This window comes from Burkholderia sp. Ed8 (genome assembly GCF_040761425.1).
Taxonomy (GTDB): domain Bacteria; phylum Pseudomonadota; class Gammaproteobacteria; order Burkholderiales; family Burkholderiaceae; genus Burkholderia; species Burkholderia seminalis.
In genome coordinates, this window is the sequence record NZ_CP142885.1 from 1,731,576 (window position 1) to 1,747,440 (window position 15,865).

At 66.9% G+C, this 15,865-nt stretch carries 16 protein-coding genes; 10 read left to right on the forward strand and 6 right to left on the reverse strand.

Going from position 1 to position 15,865, the window contains the following annotated elements; genetic code table 11:
* The first annotated feature begins 83 nt into the window (after positions 1-83).
* Both VXM69_RS07925 and VXM69_RS07930 read left to right on the forward strand, forming a co-directional pair.
* The gene (locus VXM69_RS07925; protein WP_034191502.1) at positions 84-1,001 is read left to right on the forward strand and encodes a LysR family transcriptional regulator; all 918 of its coding nucleotides are present in this window, start codon (positions 84-86) and stop codon (positions 999-1,001) included.
* A 121-nt stretch (positions 1,002-1,122) separates the two neighbouring features.
* On the forward strand, positions 1,123-1,872 hold the full coding sequence (locus VXM69_RS07930) for an SDR family oxidoreductase (protein WP_367188374.1): 750 nt from the start codon (positions 1,123-1,125) through the stop codon (positions 1,870-1,872).
* A gap of 90 nt (positions 1,873-1,962) precedes the next feature.
* Here the strand turns inward: VXM69_RS07930 and VXM69_RS07935 are convergent, their stop codons facing one another.
* Entirely contained in the window at positions 1,963-3,585 is a 1,623-nt protein-coding gene (locus VXM69_RS07935) for a glycoside hydrolase family 32 protein (RefSeq protein WP_367188375.1), read from the reverse strand.
* A gap of 163 nt (positions 3,586-3,748) precedes the next feature.
* On the reverse strand, positions 3,749-5,332 hold the full coding sequence (locus VXM69_RS07940) for a glycoside hydrolase family 68 protein (protein WP_034191500.1): 1,584 nt from the start codon (positions 5,330-5,332) through the stop codon (positions 3,749-3,751).
* Positions 5,333-5,519: 187 nt separating this feature from the next.
* On the opposite strand from VXM69_RS07940, the gene VXM69_RS07945 reads away from it, so the two are divergent.
* From VXM69_RS07945 to VXM69_RS07970, 6 genes are all read left to right on the forward strand, one after another.
* Positions 5,520-6,533 carry a substrate-binding domain-containing protein gene (locus VXM69_RS07945; protein ID WP_124608386.1) on the forward strand — a complete coding sequence of 338 codons (1,014 nt, stop codon included), beginning with the start codon at positions 5,520-5,522 and terminating at the stop codon, positions 6,531-6,533.
* A gap of 150 nt (positions 6,534-6,683) precedes the next feature.
* Positions 6,684-6,860 (forward strand): hypothetical protein, encoded by a 177-nt coding sequence (locus tag VXM69_RS07950; protein WP_367188376.1) that lies wholly within the window; start codon positions 6,684-6,686, stop codon positions 6,858-6,860.
* 85 nt (positions 6,861-6,945) lie between these two features.
* Positions 6,946-7,632: a type 1 glutamine amidotransferase domain-containing protein gene (locus VXM69_RS07955; protein WP_059556477.1), complete on the forward strand. Its 687-nt coding sequence runs from the start codon at positions 6,946-6,948 to the stop codon at positions 7,630-7,632.
* 141 nt (positions 7,633-7,773) lie between these two features.
* Complete coding sequence (locus VXM69_RS07960) at positions 7,774-8,883, forward strand: NADH:flavin oxidoreductase/NADH oxidase (RefSeq protein WP_124608385.1); 1,110 nt, start codon at positions 7,774-7,776, stop codon at positions 8,881-8,883.
* A 124-nt stretch (positions 8,884-9,007) separates the two neighbouring features.
* Entirely contained in the window at positions 9,008-10,078 is a 1,071-nt protein-coding gene (locus VXM69_RS07965; protein WP_034191496.1) for an AI-2E family transporter, read from the forward strand.
* A 212-nt stretch (positions 10,079-10,290) separates the two neighbouring features.
* Entirely contained in the window at positions 10,291-10,665 is a 375-nt protein-coding gene (locus VXM69_RS07970; RefSeq protein ID WP_034191495.1) for a hypothetical protein, read from the forward strand.
* Positions 10,666-10,692: 27 nt separating this feature from the next.
* Here VXM69_RS07970 and VXM69_RS07975 read toward each other — a convergent pair whose 3' ends face one another.
* The 3 genes from VXM69_RS07975 to VXM69_RS07985 all read right to left on the reverse strand — a co-directional run bounded on the left by VXM69_RS07975 (position 10,693) and on the right by VXM69_RS07985 (position 13,199).
* Positions 10,693-11,487, reverse strand: coding sequence for an SDR family NAD(P)-dependent oxidoreductase (locus VXM69_RS07975; protein WP_049029691.1), 795 nt, complete (start codon positions 11,485-11,487; stop codon positions 10,693-10,695).
* Between the two features lie 404 nt (positions 11,488-11,891).
* Positions 11,892-12,446, reverse strand: coding sequence for an inclusion body family protein (locus VXM69_RS07980; protein ID WP_034191493.1), 555 nt, complete (start codon positions 12,444-12,446; stop codon positions 11,892-11,894).
* A 120-nt stretch (positions 12,447-12,566) separates the two neighbouring features.
* Positions 12,567-13,199, reverse strand: coding sequence for an AidA/PixA family protein (locus VXM69_RS07985; RefSeq protein WP_226227561.1), 633 nt, complete (start codon positions 13,197-13,199; stop codon positions 12,567-12,569).
* Between the two features lie 382 nt (positions 13,200-13,581).
* Here VXM69_RS07985 and VXM69_RS07990 point away from each other — a divergent pair, with 382 nt between their 5' ends.
* Positions 13,582-14,139 carry an inclusion body family protein gene (locus VXM69_RS07990; protein WP_034191491.1) on the forward strand — a complete coding sequence of 186 codons (558 nt, stop codon included), beginning with the start codon at positions 13,582-13,584 and terminating at the stop codon, positions 14,137-14,139.
* A gap of 272 nt (positions 14,140-14,411) precedes the next feature.
* Entirely contained in the window at positions 14,412-15,257 is an 846-nt protein-coding gene (locus VXM69_RS07995; protein ID WP_367188377.1) for an AraC family transcriptional regulator, read from the forward strand.
* Positions 15,258-15,269: 12 nt separating this feature from the next.
* Here VXM69_RS07995 and VXM69_RS08000 read toward each other — a convergent pair whose 3' ends face one another.
* Complete coding sequence (locus VXM69_RS08000; protein WP_049031615.1) at positions 15,270-15,857, reverse strand: LysE family translocator; 588 nt, start codon at positions 15,855-15,857, stop codon at positions 15,270-15,272.
* Positions 15,858-15,865 lie beyond the last annotated feature (8 nt).

Here is a 15,865-nt window from a genome sequence, read left to right on the forward strand (position 1 = left end):
CGAGCGCCGCCCGCATCGCGCGATTGGACCGCAGGCCGCCGCTGCCTTACGATCCACGACACCCTTACCCCTGGAGCGACCTCATGCTGTCCGAAGACGAACTGGCGCTGCTCGACGCGATCCGTGCCACCGGCAGCCTGTCGCGTGCGGCCGCGCGGCTCGGCAAGGCGCCGTCGACGGTGTCGCACGCGGCGCGCCAGCTCGAAACGCGGTTCGACGCGCTGCTGTTCGACCGGCGCGGCTACCGGCTGCAGCTCACGCCGGCCGGACAGGTGCTGGCCGACGAGGCGGCACGGCTGGCGCTGGACGTCGCGCGGCTCACGCAGCGCGTCCGGCAGATCGCGAGCGGCTGGGAGGACCGGCTGTGGATCGTCAGCGACGAGGTGCTGGAGTTCGACACGCTGCTGCCGGTCGTCCGCGCGTTCGACGCGCTCGATTCCGGCGTGTCGCTGCGCTTCACGCACGAAGTGCTCGGCGGCACCTGGGAAGCGCTGCGCGACGGCCGCGCGGACCTGGTGGTCGGCGCGACCAACGAGCCGCCGGCGATTCCCGGCTTCAAATGGTTCGAGCTCGGCGCGATGGAATGGGTGTTCGCGGTGTCGCCGCGCCATCCGCTGGCCGCCGCGGGCGGCGTGCTGACGCGCGACGCGATCGGCGCGCATCGCGCGGTCGTCGTCGCCGATTCGTCGCGGCGCGCGGCCGGCCGTGCGTACGGGCTGCTCGGCGGCCAGCCCGTGCTCGCGGTGCCGTCGATGCGCGCGAAGATCCTCGCGCAGCGCGACGCGCTCGGGGTCGGCTGGGTGCCGCGCCGGCGTGTCACGTCGCTGCTTGCGCGCGGCGAACTGGTCGAGAAACAGACGGCCGATCCGCGCGAGCCGAACCTGCTGTACGTGGCGTGGCATGGCGAGCGCGACGGCCGCGCGCTGCAATGGTGGCTCGAGCAACTGCGCGAGCCGCGCCTCGCGCAGCGGCTGCTCGACGGGATCGACGTCGTCGGCTGAAGCGGCCGCCCAAACATGTTCGATGTTTTCGAACATGTTCGTCGCGCCCGTCGTACGGCAAGGCCGCACGCCGGGCGCATCCTGTGTTCACGGTCAACTCACCGGTTCACAGGAGAACATCATGCAACGCTTCGAAGGAAAAACGGTCCTCGTCACGGGCGGCAACAGCGGCATCGGCCTGGCGGCCGCTAAGGCATTCGCGGCCGAAGGCGCGCGGGTCATCATCACCGGGCGCGACGCCCAGACGCTGGAAGCCGCCCGGCAATCGCTCGGCGAAGGCGCGCTGGCGATCCGCAACGAGGCCGGCAGCGTCGCGTCGGCGCGCGCGCTGGCCGACGCGATCGCGACGGCGGGCGCCCGGCTCGACGCCGTGTTCATCAACGCGGGCGTCGCGAAGCTCGCGCCGTTCGCCGACAGCGACGAGGCCATGTGGGACCTCGTGTTCAACGCCAACGTGAAGGGCGCGTATTTCCAGATCCAGTCGCTGGTGCCGCTGCTGAACCGCGGCGCGTCGATCGTGATCAACGGTTCGATCAACGCGCATATCGGGATGCCCGGCTCGTCGGTGTACGCGGCGAGTAAGGCGGCCGTCAATTCGTTCGCGAAGACGCTGTCGACGGAACTGTTGCCGCACGGCGTGCGCGTGAACGTCGTCAGCCCGGGACCGGTGCAGACGCCGCTGTACGGCAAGCTCGGGCTCGATGCGGCGACGCTCGACGAGACGGCCGACAAGATCAAGGGCCTTGTCCCGGTCGGTCGTTTCGGTACGCCGGAAGAAATCGCGTCGACGGTGCTGCACCTGAGCGCGGCGGAATCGGCGTTCATCGTCGGCGCGGAAATCATCGCGTCGGGCGGAATGGGCCTGCTCTGATCCGCGACACCGACGAAGGCCATTCGCCGGGCGCCGCGGCGCCCGGGCGGACAGCCCCGCCACGCGCGGGACGGAGCAGACGAACCGCGCCTAGCGGGCGGCGCAGGCGCCGGCTTCGAGCTGCCTCACCGTGAGCCCGGAGAATGTCGCGCGGCCGTGCTCGGCGAACACGGCGACGCGGTCCGCATCGAGCGGCGGAAAGACCAGGTCGGTCAGCGCCACGCGGCCGCCGTTCGCGAACACTTCGACCGAGCCGCGATCGACGACGATCTCGAGCCGCACTTGGCCGCGCTCGAGCGGCAGGTCCACGATGTGTTCGCGGCTGAACTTGTCGGCGAAATGCGTTTCGCCCGAGCGGGAACGGTCGAGCGTCAGCGTGCGTTTCGCCGTGTCGTAGACGATCCGGGTGCCGGTCGACCCGTCTGCGGAACCCCGGACGATCAGGCCGGCGCGCGCCGCTTGCCGCGGCGCCATCGTCACCGTGATGCGCTGGACCACGCCGCGCGTCGCGGCCGGCAGCACGCGCGTCGCGGAGTCGACCGTGAGGTCGCCTGCGTGCACGACGGGCCGGCTGTCCGCCCACGCATCGAATGCGGCGGCCGGCGTGACGAAGAGCGTCGGTTCGCCGTCGATCGTCTTCAGCGACAGTTCGCGCGGCAGGGTGGTCGCGCCGCGCCACGGCGCAGTCGGCGCTTTCGCCGCGTAATCCCAGTTGCTCATCCACGCGATCGCGACGGGCCGCGCGCCGGGCGCGCCCGAGAACGTGCCGGCCGCGTAGAAGTCCGCGCCGTGATCGACCCAGCGGAATTGCGCGGGATCGGAGCCGGCGGGCGCAATGTGGTCGGGCACGAACGTGCGGCCGTCGAAATCGCCGACGAAATACATCGCCCCGGAACCGCCCGCGATCGACCACGGGTTGACGTTGACGATCATGACCCACCTGATGCGTTGCGGATCGTCGTCGAGCGGCAGCGGCACGAGGTCCGGCATTTCCCACAGCGCGCCGTCGTGCGGCACGCCCGGCCGCGTGAAGTCGCTCAGGAAATTCCAGTGGATCAGGTCGTCGGAGCGATAGAGCTTCACGACGTGCGCGTCGGCGACGACCGTCGTCATCAGCCAGTAGCCGCCCGGCGCATACCACGACACTTTCGGGTCGCGAAATTCCTTCGATTCCGGATCGAGCGTGAGCACCGGGTTGTGCGCATACGGCTGCCAGGTCGTGCCCTGGTCGAGGCTGTACGCGAGCGACTGGGCCTGGACGCCCGGTGCGTGACCCGAGCCGGGCTTGTAGACGCTCGTATACAGCGCGACGAGCGGCGTGCGGCCCGGTTTGCCGAGACCGGACGTGTTCAGCGTGTCGGCGACGATCGAGCCGGAGAAGATTTCCTCCGATGCGTTCGCGCGCATCGCGACCGGCTCTTCGCGCCAGTGGACGAGATCGGTGCTCGTCGCATGGCCCCACGACATGTTGCCCCAGTCGTTGCCGAGCGGATTGTATTGATAGAACAGGTGATAACGACCGTTGTCGTAGACGAGCCCGTTCGGATCGTTCATCCAGTTGCGCTGCGGCGTGTAGTGAAGCGCGGGCCGCCATTGCGGCGTGCCCTGGCCGGCCGGTGCGTCGCACGGGGCGGCGGCGACCTGCGAGCACGCCAGGCAGGCGAGCAGCAACCGGGCGATCCGGAAGGTAAGGCGGAAAGACGTCGAATTCATGCGCGGTACCGTGCTTCGTCGGGCGAAGCGGGCAAGGGGCGCATGCCGCGTTCGACGGCGGCACGCGCGTGTGTTCGAAAAAAAAGGGAGGCGCACACGCGACACGCGCGATATGCGCCTCCTCGACCCCGGGCTTTACCGGCTTTCTTTGTGGTTGGTTATCCTAATTGACCTGGCTGCTGCCGTCGTTGTGGCCGGCCCCGGTTGCAGGCAGGTTCGCGGGGATGTCGCCGTAGCCGCCGAGCCCGCCGCTTCCGTAGGCGCGGTCGACCGCCGTCGACGTGCCGTTGATGCGCACTTTCACCGTCGGCGCGAGCGTGCCGCCGCGGCGCGGGCCGATCGCATCGATGAACGACTCGACGAGCCCGCCCGGCATCACGTAGTGCGAATACGACTGGAATTCGCGCGGGTTCTGGTTCGGATCCTGCGAATACGGCGCACCGGCCGGCGCGGAGAAGTCGGTCGGGTTGCCGAGCACGAGCCCGCTGCCGCCGTTCAGCGGCAGGAAGTCGCTGCGGATCCCGTTGCCGACGAAGCCGTACACGCCGTCCGGGCCGTCGACGCCGGCCGCCATCGTCGTGCGGTGACTGATCGTGAACAGGTAGTACTTGCCGTCCTTCAGGTAGATCTGCGGCCGCTCGGTCTGGTCGTCGACGCAGTTCGCCGACAGGATAGGCGGCAGGAACTTCCACTCGGTCAGTTGCGGGTTCGTGGCGATCGCGAGGCCGACATTGGCCTTTTGATACACTGCGCCCGAATTCATCACCGCGTTGAGATCCTCCTTGTACGGATCGTTCGCCGCGTAGCCCAGGTCGGCGTCGGTACAGGTGCGTGCGCCGCGCGGGCCGCCCGTGTTGCCTTCGAAGACCATGTAGGTCTTGCCCGGATGCGCGGGGTCGGTGAACACGAACGGATCGCGGAACGAGAAGTAGGTGTTCTGCTGGCCGGTCTGGTAGTACTTGCCGTCCGGCTCCAGCAGCGCCTTGTGATCGTCGAAGCCGCTGAACCACACGTGCTTGTCGTCGGCATGGATGTGGCCGTCGGTGCGCGTGATGATCGCCTGCGGCGGCGTGATGTCGGCGCCGCCGGGCGCCGAGCGGTTGAACGACGTCGCGGTGTAGTAGAGGCTGACGTTGTCGCCGTGCGTGAGGCGAGCCGAGCCCGACCATTCGGCGTTGTTGGTCATCGGCGCGGTGCCGAACACCCTGGCGCTTGCGCCGTCCGGGAACAGGTGGCCGCCCCAGGTCCAGCCGCCGTTCGCGGGGCGCTGCGACGCGGGGATGCCCGCGCGGCGGTAGAAGAAGCCGATGCGCGCATGGACGTGACGGTCGTCGAACGTGTAGCCCGCGTGCGGATCGGCGGTGAGCGAAAAGATCACCTCCCAGCCCTTGTAGCTGAGCTGGTTGGCGCGCAGGTCGGCCAGCGGCCAGGTGTCCCACACCCACACGTTCGAGTTGATCAGCGGGAAATCCTGCGGGATGTCCGGCATCGTCAGCGCTTGCGGCAGCGAGTTCCGGTCGGCGCCGGCGGTGTGCGATTGCGCGACGATCTGGCGGATGTCCGCGCGCGTCCAGCGCATCGTGAAGTTGCCTTCGGGATCGTAGGCTTGCTGGGAGTGAGGCGTGGGCATGGGCGCGCCCGTGCCGCCGGACTGCGCGTGCGCGACGGACGCGAAGGCGGCGAGTGCGCCGCCAGCGAGCAGCAAACGCCGGGTCGTCGCCGGGCGGAAAAAGGGAAAGTATGTCATCTCGTCGTCGTTTCCTGGGAAGGTGAAAGTGAACGGCTGAGTGGGCATCGATGTCCAAACCGGTTTGGATGCTATTTCAAACCGGTTTGGACGTCAAAAGATAATTATTTGACGGTAATCACTACCGACAGGAAACAATTGCCGCAAATCGGCATGCCGTGCGGCGCATGAAGGGCGAGGAACGACGGTGAAGGTGAATCTGAAGGCGCTATCGGATGCGCTCGGGCTGTCGCGCACGACGGTCAGCCGCGCGTTGAACGGTTACGACGACGTCAGCGAGGCAACCCGCGAACGCGTCGCGCGGGCGGCGCGGGAAATGGGCTACGTGGCCGATCCGACCGCGCGCCGGCTGGCGACCGGTCGAGCGGACATGATCGGAATCGTTTATCCGTTCGGTGCGGGCGATCTTGGCGATCCGCGTTTCGGCGAGGTTGTCGCGGGCATGACCGAGCGGCTCGCCGAGCGCAATCTCGATTTCATCATCGCGTCCGCGCGACCGAACGCGGAGCTGGAGACCTATCGGCGGATCGTCGACGGCAAACTGGTCGACGGGCTGATCGTCGCGCGCACGCTCGTCGACGATCCGCGCATCGCGTACCTGCAATCGAGCGCGTTTCCGTACGTCGCGTACGGCCGCACGCAGGCGACCGAACCGTACGCGTGGTTCGATTTCGACAACGAGGCCGGCGCGCGCGATGCGGTGCGCAGGCTGATCGCCTTCGGGCATCGGCGCATCGCGATGATCAGCGCGCCGCTGGTGCTGAATTTCGCCGCACAGCGGCGCGCCGGTTTTCTGTCGGCGTTGCGCGAAACGGGCATCGAACCCGATCCGGCGCTGCTCGTCGAGTGCCCGTTCACGCACGATGGCGGGTGGCAGGCCATGCGGGCATTGCTCGCGCGAGACGAGCGGCCGACGGCGCTGCTCGTCGACAACAACATCGCGGGCGGCGGCGCGTTCCGTGCGCTCGCCGACAGCGGGTTGCGCCTGGGCGCGGACATGTCGCTGATCGTTTATGACGGCGTGCCGCCGGACGTCACGCATCCGTATCGCGTGACGGCCGTCGTGCAGCCGACCGGGCATGCGTCGGGGCGCGCGCTGGCGGAACTCATGCTGCGGCTGCTGGGCGACGGCGTGCACGCGCATCGGCTCGAGGCGCCGGCCATCGAGGCCGGCGACACCGACGGCCCGCTGCGCGGCTAGCCGGACGGGAACGGTGCGGGGCGCGATCGGCCCCGCGCGCGTTGCCGGGCCGGGTCCGGCATCGGGCGTGATGGAAAGGCCATGACGGCGGCAGGGGCGAATGCCCGTTTTTCTAGACGACCGGTCTAATCCGGCCTATCATCTGGCCTCATGAATGCGACGACGTATTCGGGCGTGGACGACACGGACGCGAAAATGCCATTTCGTGCTGCGATGCTGTCCATGCGGCGAGACGCCGTCGTTTTATTTGGCTCGTTTCTAGACGACTGGTCTAATAAAGACGTGGTATTCGGCGCGATCGATCGCACGATGACGCGCCAGCGCTGACTAACCGACAGGCGTACCGCGCCGACCGGCCATCGCCGGTTGCGCGGCCCTGTTCCCCCGTTCATTTTCGAAGGAGTGTCCGATCATGAAGATTCTGGTTGTCCTGACCTCGCACGACACGCTCGGCGACACCGGCAAGAAGACCGGCTTCTGGCTCGAGGAACTGGCCGCGCCGTACTACGCGTTCAAGGATGCGGGCGTCGAACTGACGCTCGCATCGCCGAAGGGCGGCCAACCGCCGCTCGACCCGAAAAGCAGCGATCCGTCCGCGCAGACCGACGCCACGCGCCGCTTCGACGCCGATGCGGCAGCCAAGGCGCAGCTCGCGTCGACGCACAAGCTGACCGACGTGTCGGTGGACGACTACGACGCCGTGTTCTACCCGGGCGGCCACGGCCCGCTGTGGGATCTCGCCGAGGATCTGCATTCGATCGGCCTGATCGAGCGCGCGCTCGCCGCCGGCAAGCCGGTCGCGGCCGTCTGCCACGCGCCGGGCGTGTTGCGCCACGTGAAGAACCCGCAGACCGGCGAATCGGTGGTGCGCGGCAAGCGCGCGACGGGTTTCACCAACAGCGAGGAAGCCGCCGTCGAACTGACGGAAGTCGTGCCGTTCCTCGTCGAGGACATGCTGAAGACCAACGGCGCGGAATTCGAGCGCAGCGCCGACTGGGCGCCGCACGTCGTCACCGACGGGCTGCTGATCACGGGGCAGAACCCCGCGTCGTCGGCGCCCGCTGCCGAGGCATTGCTCGCCAAGCTCGGCCGCCGCTGACCGCATGGCGCCGGCCGGTCCGGCGCCGTTCCCGTTTCGTCGCCGGGCACGGCCGGCCCGCCGACGGCCCGTATCGTTCCGCCGTGCGCATCGCGCGGCGCGTTCCCTGTCGTTTTGCAGAACCAAGCAAAGGAGTCGTGGATGTCTGCCCTGTTCGAACCGTTCAAACTCAAGGATGTCACGCTGCGCAACCGTATCGCGGTGCCGCCGATGTGCCAGTACGTCGCCGAAGACGGCGTCGTCAACGACTGGCATCACGTGCATCTGGCCGGCATCGCGCGCGGCGGCGCGGGTCTCGTGATCGCGGAGGCGACGGCCGTGTCGCCGGAAGGGCGCATCACGCCGGGCTGCGCGGGGCTGTGGAACGATGCGCAGGCCGAAGCGTTCGCGCCGTCGGTCGCGGCGATCAAGGCGGCCGGCTCGGTACCCGGCATCCAGATCGCGCATGCGGGCCGCAAGGCGAGCGCGAACCGTCCGTGGGAAGGCGACGACCATATCGCCGACGGCGATCCGCGCGGCTGGCAGACCATCGCACCGTCGGCCGTGCCGTTCGGCGCGCACCTGCCGAAAGTGCCGCGTGAAATGACGCACGACGATATCGCCCGCGTGCAGGCCGATTTCGTCGCATCGGCGAAGCGTGCGCGCGATCTCGGCTTCGAGTGGCTCGAACTGCACTTCGCGCACGGTTACCTGGGCCAGAGCTTCTTCTCGGTGCATTCGAACCACCGTACCGACGAATATGGCGGCTCGGCGGAGAATCGCGGCCGCTTCCTCGTCGACACGCTCGCGGCCGTGCGCAAGGTCTGGCCCGAGCACCTGCCGTTGACCGCGCGCCTTGGCGTGATCGAATACGACGGCCGTGACGAAGAGACGCTCGCCGAGTCGATCGCGCTCACGCAGCGGATGAAGCGGGAAGGGCTCGACATGCTGAGCGTGTCGGTCGGCTTCTCGACACCCGCCGCGCAGATTCCATGGGGCCCGGCGTTCCTCGCGCCGATCGCCGAGCGCGTGCGCCGCGAGGTCGGGCTGCCGGTGTCGTCCGCATGGGGGATCGACACGCCGCAACTGGCGAACCGCGTGGTGGCCGACGCGCAGCTCGATCTCGTGATGGTCGGCCGCGCGCATCTGGCCGATCCGCACTGGCCGTACTACGCGGCCAAGCAGCTCGGCGTCGAGCGTCCGTCGTGGACGCTGCCCGCGCCGTACGCGCACTGGCTCGAGCGTTACCGGATCGCCGACAAGGCGGCCTGAGCCGCCTTCACGACACGGCGCGCGCATATTGCGCGTCGCCGATCCGGCGCCGATGGATAGAATGGCGGTTCATGCAGGCCGGTTGCCTGCGCGAACCGCCATTTTTCATTTCGACAGAGGTGCCATGGGCGCACATGTCCCGTCGTCTCCCGATTCCGCCGCACGGCCGCGCGCGCAGCAGATTGCCCGCGTCGTGCTGTATGCGGCGCTGCTGGTGCTCGCGCTGTGGATCATCCGCGACTTCATTCCCGCCATCGCATGGGCCTGCGTGATCGCCATCGCGATGTGGCCGCTGCTCAAACGCTTCGAATCGCATCGGCTGTTCCGTGACCGGCCGACGCTGATCGCGACCGTCATCACGGCCGCGATCTCGTTGCTCGTCGTGCTGCCGGTCGCGGTCGCGACCATCCAGGCGATCGGGCAGGCGCACGACCTGCGCGAGTGGTTGAAGTCGGTCCAGGACAGCGGCATTCCGTTGCCGGACGTCGTCAGCCGGCTGCCTTACGGCTCGGCGCAGATCACCGAATGGTGGCAGGCCAATCTCGGCCATCCGCTGCATGCGGCCAGCGCGATGCACGGCGTCAGCAGCGAGAAATTCCTCGCGTACGGGCGGCAGTTCGGCACGAAGGTCGCGCATGTGCTGCTCGAATTCGGCTTCATGCTCGTCACGCTGTTCGTGATCCTGCGCGCGGGCCACAAGCTGTCGGGCGCATTGCTGCAGGGCGCGCGGCGCGCGTTCGGGCACAACGGCGCGGAACTGATCGACCGGATGGTCAAGGCCGTGTACGGCACCGTGACGGGGCTCGTCGTCGTCGGGCTCGGCGAGGGTGCGCTGCTCGGCATCGCGTATGCGTTGGCCGGCGTCCCGCACGCGGCGCTGCTCGGCCTCGTCACGGCGATTGCCGCGATGCTGCCGTTCTGCGCGCCGATCGTGTTCTGCGGCGCGGCGCTCTGGTTGTTCGTGCAGGGTGCGACGGTGTGGGCCGTCGTGGTGGCCGTGCTCGGTTTCGTCGTCGTGTTCGTCGCCGAGCATTTCGTGCGGCCGGTGCTGATCGGCGGCTCGACGCGGCTGCCGTTCCTGCTGGTGCTGTTCGGCATCCTCGGCGGCGCCGAGACGTTCGGCCTGATCGGGCTGTTCGTCGGCCCCGCGCTGATGACGGTGCTGACGATGCTGTGGGCCGAGTGGATCGCGTGACGATGCGCGACGTTGTGCCGATTTGACGCATCGGCGCGGCGGGTTCGATGCGCGTACAAGCATGCGCGGGCCGCAACGACCGGGCTTGCGCGCGGGCATGACCTGCAGGGATTCGTATAAAGATCTCTACATTTCTTTTCGATCCGGACCCAAAGGTCGAGTAGCATGGGGCTTTCGATCACGCCGGCATGGCGCAGCAGATTTTCCCAAGCATGCGATTGATTCCGATGTCCCGTCCCGCAGCGATGCTGTCTCTGGCCGCAGGCTGCCTGATGTTGCACGGTTGCGCCTGGTTCGACGCGTGGCTGCCGTTCTCGTATTCGCGCACGCCGCTCGCGCGGGCCGCGTCGCGGCACGGCGCGACGCGCGCCGATGTCGTCCGCGCGGCCGGCAACCCGCGCAGCGTCTGGATGGTCCGTAACGGCAGCGGCGTCTGCTACAACTACTTCATCGAGCACGGCAACGATCACCGGACGTACTTCGTCGTGTTCGACAAGGCCGGCGTCGTCACGCAGTACGGCTTCGACACCTGCATGGACGCCGATCGCAAGGGCGCGCTCCAGCCGGGCAAGGCCGCTTCGCGCTAGTGCGCGGCGGCCCGCGGGCGCCGGCCGTTACGCAATCGTATCGACCACGCCGCCATCGACACGCAGCGCGGCGCCGGTCGTCGCCGAAGCCTGCGGCGAGCACACGTAGACCACCAGGTTCGCGACTTCCTCGGGCGTCGCGGGCCGCTGGATGATCGAGCTCGAGCGGTGATTGCGCACGAACTCCACGGCCACGTCGTCGACGCTGCGGCCGGATGCGTCGGCCGTTTCCTTCAGCATCGCGCGCACGCCGTCCGACATCGTCGGCCCCGGCAGCACCGAATTGACGGTGACGCTGGTGCCGGCCGCGAGCTTCGCGAGGCCGCGCGCGATCGACAGTTGCGCGGTTTTCGTGAACCCGTAATGAATCATGTCGACCGGGATGTTCAGGCCCGATTCCGACGAAATGAACACGACGCGCCCGGCATTGCGTTCGATCATCCCCTTCAGGTAATGCCGTGCGAGCCGCACGCCGGACATCACGTTCATCTGGAAGTAATGTTCCCACTCGGCGTCGTCGATCTCGAAGAACGCCTTCAGGCCGTAGATGCCCGCATTGTTGACGAGGATGTCGGCCTCGGGCGTGTGCTGCGTGATGCGCGCGACGCCGGCTGCGTCGGACAGGTCGGCGGCGACGCCCTCGAAGCTTGCGCCGGGCACTGCCGCGCGCAGTTGCGCGAGCGCCGATTGCACCGACGCGTCGCTGCGGCCGTTGACGACGACGCGCGCACCGGCGCGCGCGAGCCCTTCGGCGATCGCGAGCCCGATGCCGGCGGTGGAAGCGGTGACGACCGCGGTCTTGCCTTTCAGATCGATGTGCATGAGCGTGACGAGAGAGGAGTGAACGGGAACCGCCGCGTGTGCCGCGGCGGACGAAACTCAAAGCTTAGGAGAATTTCGAGCAACAGGCCATCCCGCCCGTGGGGCGGCGGCGTTGACGCACACACTCCGGATGCGGACGTGAAGCGCTGCCCGTTCGTGAGTCGCGGATGCGCGAGATCCCGGTCGGCTCAGGTTGGCTGAGCGCGAGACCGGGATCGCGCGCGTGCTTCGCCCGCGGGGAACCCCGCCAATGACGCGTTTGCGGGCTGCGATGGCGGCATGTGTGCATCCGGTGCGGATGGATCGGCGCCACAGCCGACGCTGGCGGATGTCGCGGATGCCGCCGGTCCGTCTCGTGCCCCTTGCTCGCAGCCTTTGCGAAGCACGCCAATGGCAGGCAAATATCACGAGCACATGACGAACCAGTCCCACCAGTAGTATCCCACCAGCTCCTGTGTACTTCGTTCCAGCGTATAGAGTCCGAAGCAGGCGCCAAGCGTTTCTATCCCGCTCGTTCGTGCCTTGGCACCGATGCTGACGAAAGTGTGCGACTTCTTCAGCGGCGGCAGGCCGTCGGACGTTTCAGGGTTCAGCTGCACGGCCGTCACTTCAAGGAAGTCCTGCGTGAACTGGTTGAAAACCTGCTGGCCGAAGAGGTGCGAAACCTGATAAACGAGCACGGCCTCGTCCGCGTTCCCATAGAGGGACACCGCCCTGAGTGAAACGGTGTCGCCCGGTAACAGCGTCAGACGTGATTCAGCGGCGCCATTTCCGATCGCCCCACCGCGTGCCCCGGTGTAAAGCAGGCGTACGGCGCGATGGTCGATGGCGGTCGGTGCCCCGGGCTGCTTGCTCGGATTCGGGTACCTCGTCTTGATGTATTCCGTGTCGATTACGGCCAGGATGTCGATTTGCTGCGCGGTCGGGTCGAGATTGATGCTTCCAAGATCGGCTGTCATACGTGGTGCTCCATTCGGGTTCTGTCGCGGAAAGGGGCGGCGCCCGGTCAGGCGCCGTGCAAGACTTGCCGGCTGGATCGCCTCCGTCCGGCTTCGGAGCGAGTGGCCGGGGCGCTTGCCTCAACTGGCGGTGGCTTGCCAGGTCCAGAAGAAGTAGCCGAACAACGTCTTCTTGTTTTGATCCCGCGTATAAAGTGCAAAACACGCACCGAGGTTCTCGGATCCGGAAGAACCTGCTACGGCATTGAGGCTTTGAAACGCCTGGGATTGCGCCGAGATCGCGATGACGTCGGGCGTTTCCGCGGCGCTCGGTGCGTCGGCCTCGACGATGTTGTGCACGGCAAACCGGCTGAAGACCCGATCCCCCGAGAAGTGCCGCACGTCGTAGATCACCGCCGCATCGCCCGAGTTGTCGGACAGCGACGTCCCCATCAGGGATACGCTGTCGTGAACCTGCAGCTTCAGGCCCAGCGTGCCCGTTCCTTCCGAACTGCTCACGCCCGGCAGGCGGCTGCTGAGCATGAACGCGGCATTGCTGGTGATGGCCGTCGGGGCGGATGCGTTCCTGCTCGGGTTGGGATAATGTGCCTTGACATAATGCGTGTCGATAACCGCAAGAATGTGAATGAATTGAGCGGTCTTTTCCAGGTTGATGCTGTCCAGGTCGACTTTCATTGGAATGCCTCCGTGGTAGGTCAATTGCCCGTTTGGTGCGAATGGCGCATCGGCGATGCGCTCTTTCAGTATCGTCAATTTATATTCATCTTTGTACCTGTCAGGTTTGATGGGGGATCTATTTTAGTAGCGCGTATTTTATTTAGGGGCGGGAGGTGGTTCTGGCGAGGTCGTGGAATCAACGTGCTGGCGGGGATGGTGTGATCCTTCCATTACGTGTTCGCGCGATATTGTTTGTGAGCAGCGCGCGGGTGCGCTTCGACTTGTGTAATTGGCTGTAATTGATTTTTGTGATTTTCCTGCTACCGGAAATTGGATTATTGATTGTGGGCTGCAATGATCGTTATCGTGTAATTGGTTGTAATTGATTGTTCTGGTCAAAATAAGGATATTGATCGTGACGCACTAATGACGTGTCGTCGGATTTCAATTACCAACGTTGAATGATTGGAGGTTAACCATGGCTTCCGAAGTCACCCTTGCATCAAGCGCGCAGGACATCAACATCATCGTGGTTATCGACACGGAATGGGTCAAGAGAACGTACCCGACTCCGAGCCAGAACCCGGGCAGTCCGACGGGCATCGCTCACAATGGCCAGTTCATGATTTGCACCGGCGCGCGCGGCATCAAGGGGCAGGGTACGGCCGACCTGGAAATCACCGCCTACCCGCGTGACCGCATCATGTTCACCGGCGTGTCGATCTACGACAACTCCGACGACGCCGTGATCATCTACGACATCAAGCACTACAAGGGTGATCAGGTGTTCAACCAGTTCAACTGCAACACGGTCGTCCGCAACGGTGCGGTGGAACCCGATCCGGAATCGCATACCCGAAATGGCCTCCCGGCCAAGCAGAAGCAGCTCACGTTCGCGACCTTCGACTCGTCGGTCAGGAACAGCGGCACCGAGTATTTCGGCGTTTGCTTCGCGCTTTACAAGCTCGTCGGCGGGCAGAAGCAGGAACTGTTCGGCTACTACTGGTGGGATCCGAAGATCTACGTTCCGGCCTGACCTCATCCGCTCGACTCGAGCGCGGGAGCAACGGGAAATGCGTGTCGACACCGGGCGAAGCGCGGGCATGTGGGAGCCGTGTCTTCGTCAGTGTCGAGGCGTCGGCTGAGGCAGGGTTGTGCCCACGGGAATTTCCGTGGGCACAATGCACGTTTGACGGCAGCCCGTTCGTTTTTGTTTGCCGCCGCGAATCCTGCAGGCGGGCGCAGGTTGCGCGGCGCCGCACAGTCTTGTACGGTGAGCGTTCGCCGTCCGAACCGGGAGCCCGCCGCGTGAGCCGTACCGCCAACCGATCCATCGATCCGTCGCCGTTCTGGCGCGATGCGGCGCTGCCGTTCATCGAAGCGCGCACTGTCGACGACGGCCGCGAGATCTGTTACGCGAAACATACGCACGACACGTTTTCGGTGGGCGCGATCGTCGGCGGCACGAGTACCTACGTGAACGGCGCGACGCACGCGCACGTCGGGCGCGGCGTGCTCGTCATCATCGATCCGGAACAGGTGCATGCGTGCAACCCGCACGGCCCCGACGCGTGGGCGTACCGGATGCTCTATGTCGACGTGTCGTGGCTCACACGGCTGCAGCATGCGCTGGGCCGTGATCCGAATGGCGATTTTCGCGGGTTTTCGCCGAAATTGACGGAACGGGGCGACCTGTTCGCGCAATTTGGCGGTTTCTATCGCACGCTCGTGTCGCCTTCCGGCGATCCGCTCGGCAAGGAAAGCGCGGCGGTCGAATTCTTCACGCAACTGCACGGCGCGCTCGATCGCGAGCCGCCCGACCCGCGGCCGGGCGACGACAACGCCAAGCTCGCGCGCGCGGCCGACTACATCGCGGCACATTGCCGCGAGGGCGTGACGCTCGATGCGATCTGCGCGGCCGCCGACCTGTCGCCGTCGTACCTGATCCGCGCGTTCAACGCGCGCTACGGGATGACGCCGCACGCGTTCCTGATCGATCGCCGTGTCCAGTACGGCCGTACCGAGCTGCGCCGCGGCCGGCCGATCGCCGAAGTCGCGCTCGACGCCGGTTTTGCCGACCAGGCCCATTTCCAGCGCGCGTTCCGGCGCATCGCGGCCGCGACGCCCGGACAGTACCGCAGCGCGATGCGCTGACCGGCGGCGCGGCTACACGTCGAGCAGGAACAGCGCGCTGCCCGCGAGCAGCAGCGCCATCAACCGGTTGAACACGCGCATGCGCCGCGCGTTCGCGAGCCGGTGCCGCAGCGACGCGCCCGCGTACGCCCAGCAGGCGATCGACGCGAAGCAGATCACCAGATACAGCGCGGCGAATTGCCAGACCTGTGCACGGTCGCCATCGGCCGCGTACGCGCCCATCGCGGCCACGCACGCGAGCCATGCCTTCGGATTGAGCCACTGCATCGCGGCGCCGGCCGCCGCCGACGGGCCGGCCACGTCCGGGTCGGCCGACAGCCGGCCGTCGTCGAGCGCGAGCCGCAGCGCCAGGTAGAGCAGGAACGCGATTCCCGACCACTGCGTGGCCGTCGTCAGCATCGGCCAGCGCGCGAGCGCGGCGTGCAGCCCGAGGCCGATCAGCAGGAACAGCGCGACGAAGCCGAGCGTCGCGCCGGCCGCATACCGCAGGCTTGCGCCGAGACCGTGGCGCGCGCCCGCGCTGAGCGCGACGATGTTGACGGGACCGGGCGTGATCGAGGACGCCAGCGCGAACGCGGCCATCGAAACCAGCATGCTCATTGATTGCC

Bases quoted from the DNA above. Each gene is read 5' to 3' on its own strand.
- VXM69_RS07965 (WP_034191496.1), top strand. From the start codon at position 9,008: ATGGGCGCACATGTCCCGTCGTCTCCCGATTCCGCCGCACGGCCGCGC.
- VXM69_RS07990 (WP_034191491.1), top strand. From the start codon at position 13,582: ATGGCTTCCGAAGTCACCCTTGCATCAAGCGCGCAGGACATCAACATC.
- VXM69_RS07975 (WP_049029691.1), bottom strand. From the start codon at position 11,487: ATGCACATCGATCTGAAAGGCAAGACCGCGGTCGTCACCGCTTCCACC.
- VXM69_RS07940 (WP_034191500.1), bottom strand. From the start codon at position 5,332: ATGACATACTTTCCCTTTTTCCGCCCGGCGACGACCCGGCGTTTGCTG.
- VXM69_RS07935 (WP_367188375.1), bottom strand. From the start codon at position 3,585: ATGAATTCGACGTCTTTCCGCCTTACCTTCCGGATCGCCCGGTTGCTG.
- VXM69_RS07925 (WP_034191502.1), top strand. From the start codon at position 84: ATGCTGTCCGAAGACGAACTGGCGCTGCTCGACGCGATCCGTGCCACC.
- VXM69_RS08000 (WP_049031615.1), bottom strand. From the start codon at position 15,857: ATGAGCATGCTGGTTTCGATGGCCGCGTTCGCGCTGGCGTCCTCGATC.
- VXM69_RS07970 (WP_034191495.1), top strand. From the start codon at position 10,291: ATGCGATTGATTCCGATGTCCCGTCCCGCAGCGATGCTGTCTCTGGCC.
- VXM69_RS07960 (WP_124608385.1), top strand. From the start codon at position 7,774: ATGTCTGCCCTGTTCGAACCGTTCAAACTCAAGGATGTCACGCTGCGC.
- VXM69_RS07950 (WP_367188376.1), top strand. From the start codon at position 6,684: ATGAATGCGACGACGTATTCGGGCGTGGACGACACGGACGCGAAAATG.
- VXM69_RS07930 (WP_367188374.1), top strand. From the start codon at position 1,123: ATGCAACGCTTCGAAGGAAAAACGGTCCTCGTCACGGGCGGCAACAGC.
- VXM69_RS07955 (WP_059556477.1), top strand. From the start codon at position 6,946: ATGAAGATTCTGGTTGTCCTGACCTCGCACGACACGCTCGGCGACACC.
- VXM69_RS07980 (WP_034191493.1), bottom strand. From the start codon at position 12,446: ATGACAGCCGATCTTGGAAGCATCAATCTCGACCCGACCGCGCAGCAA.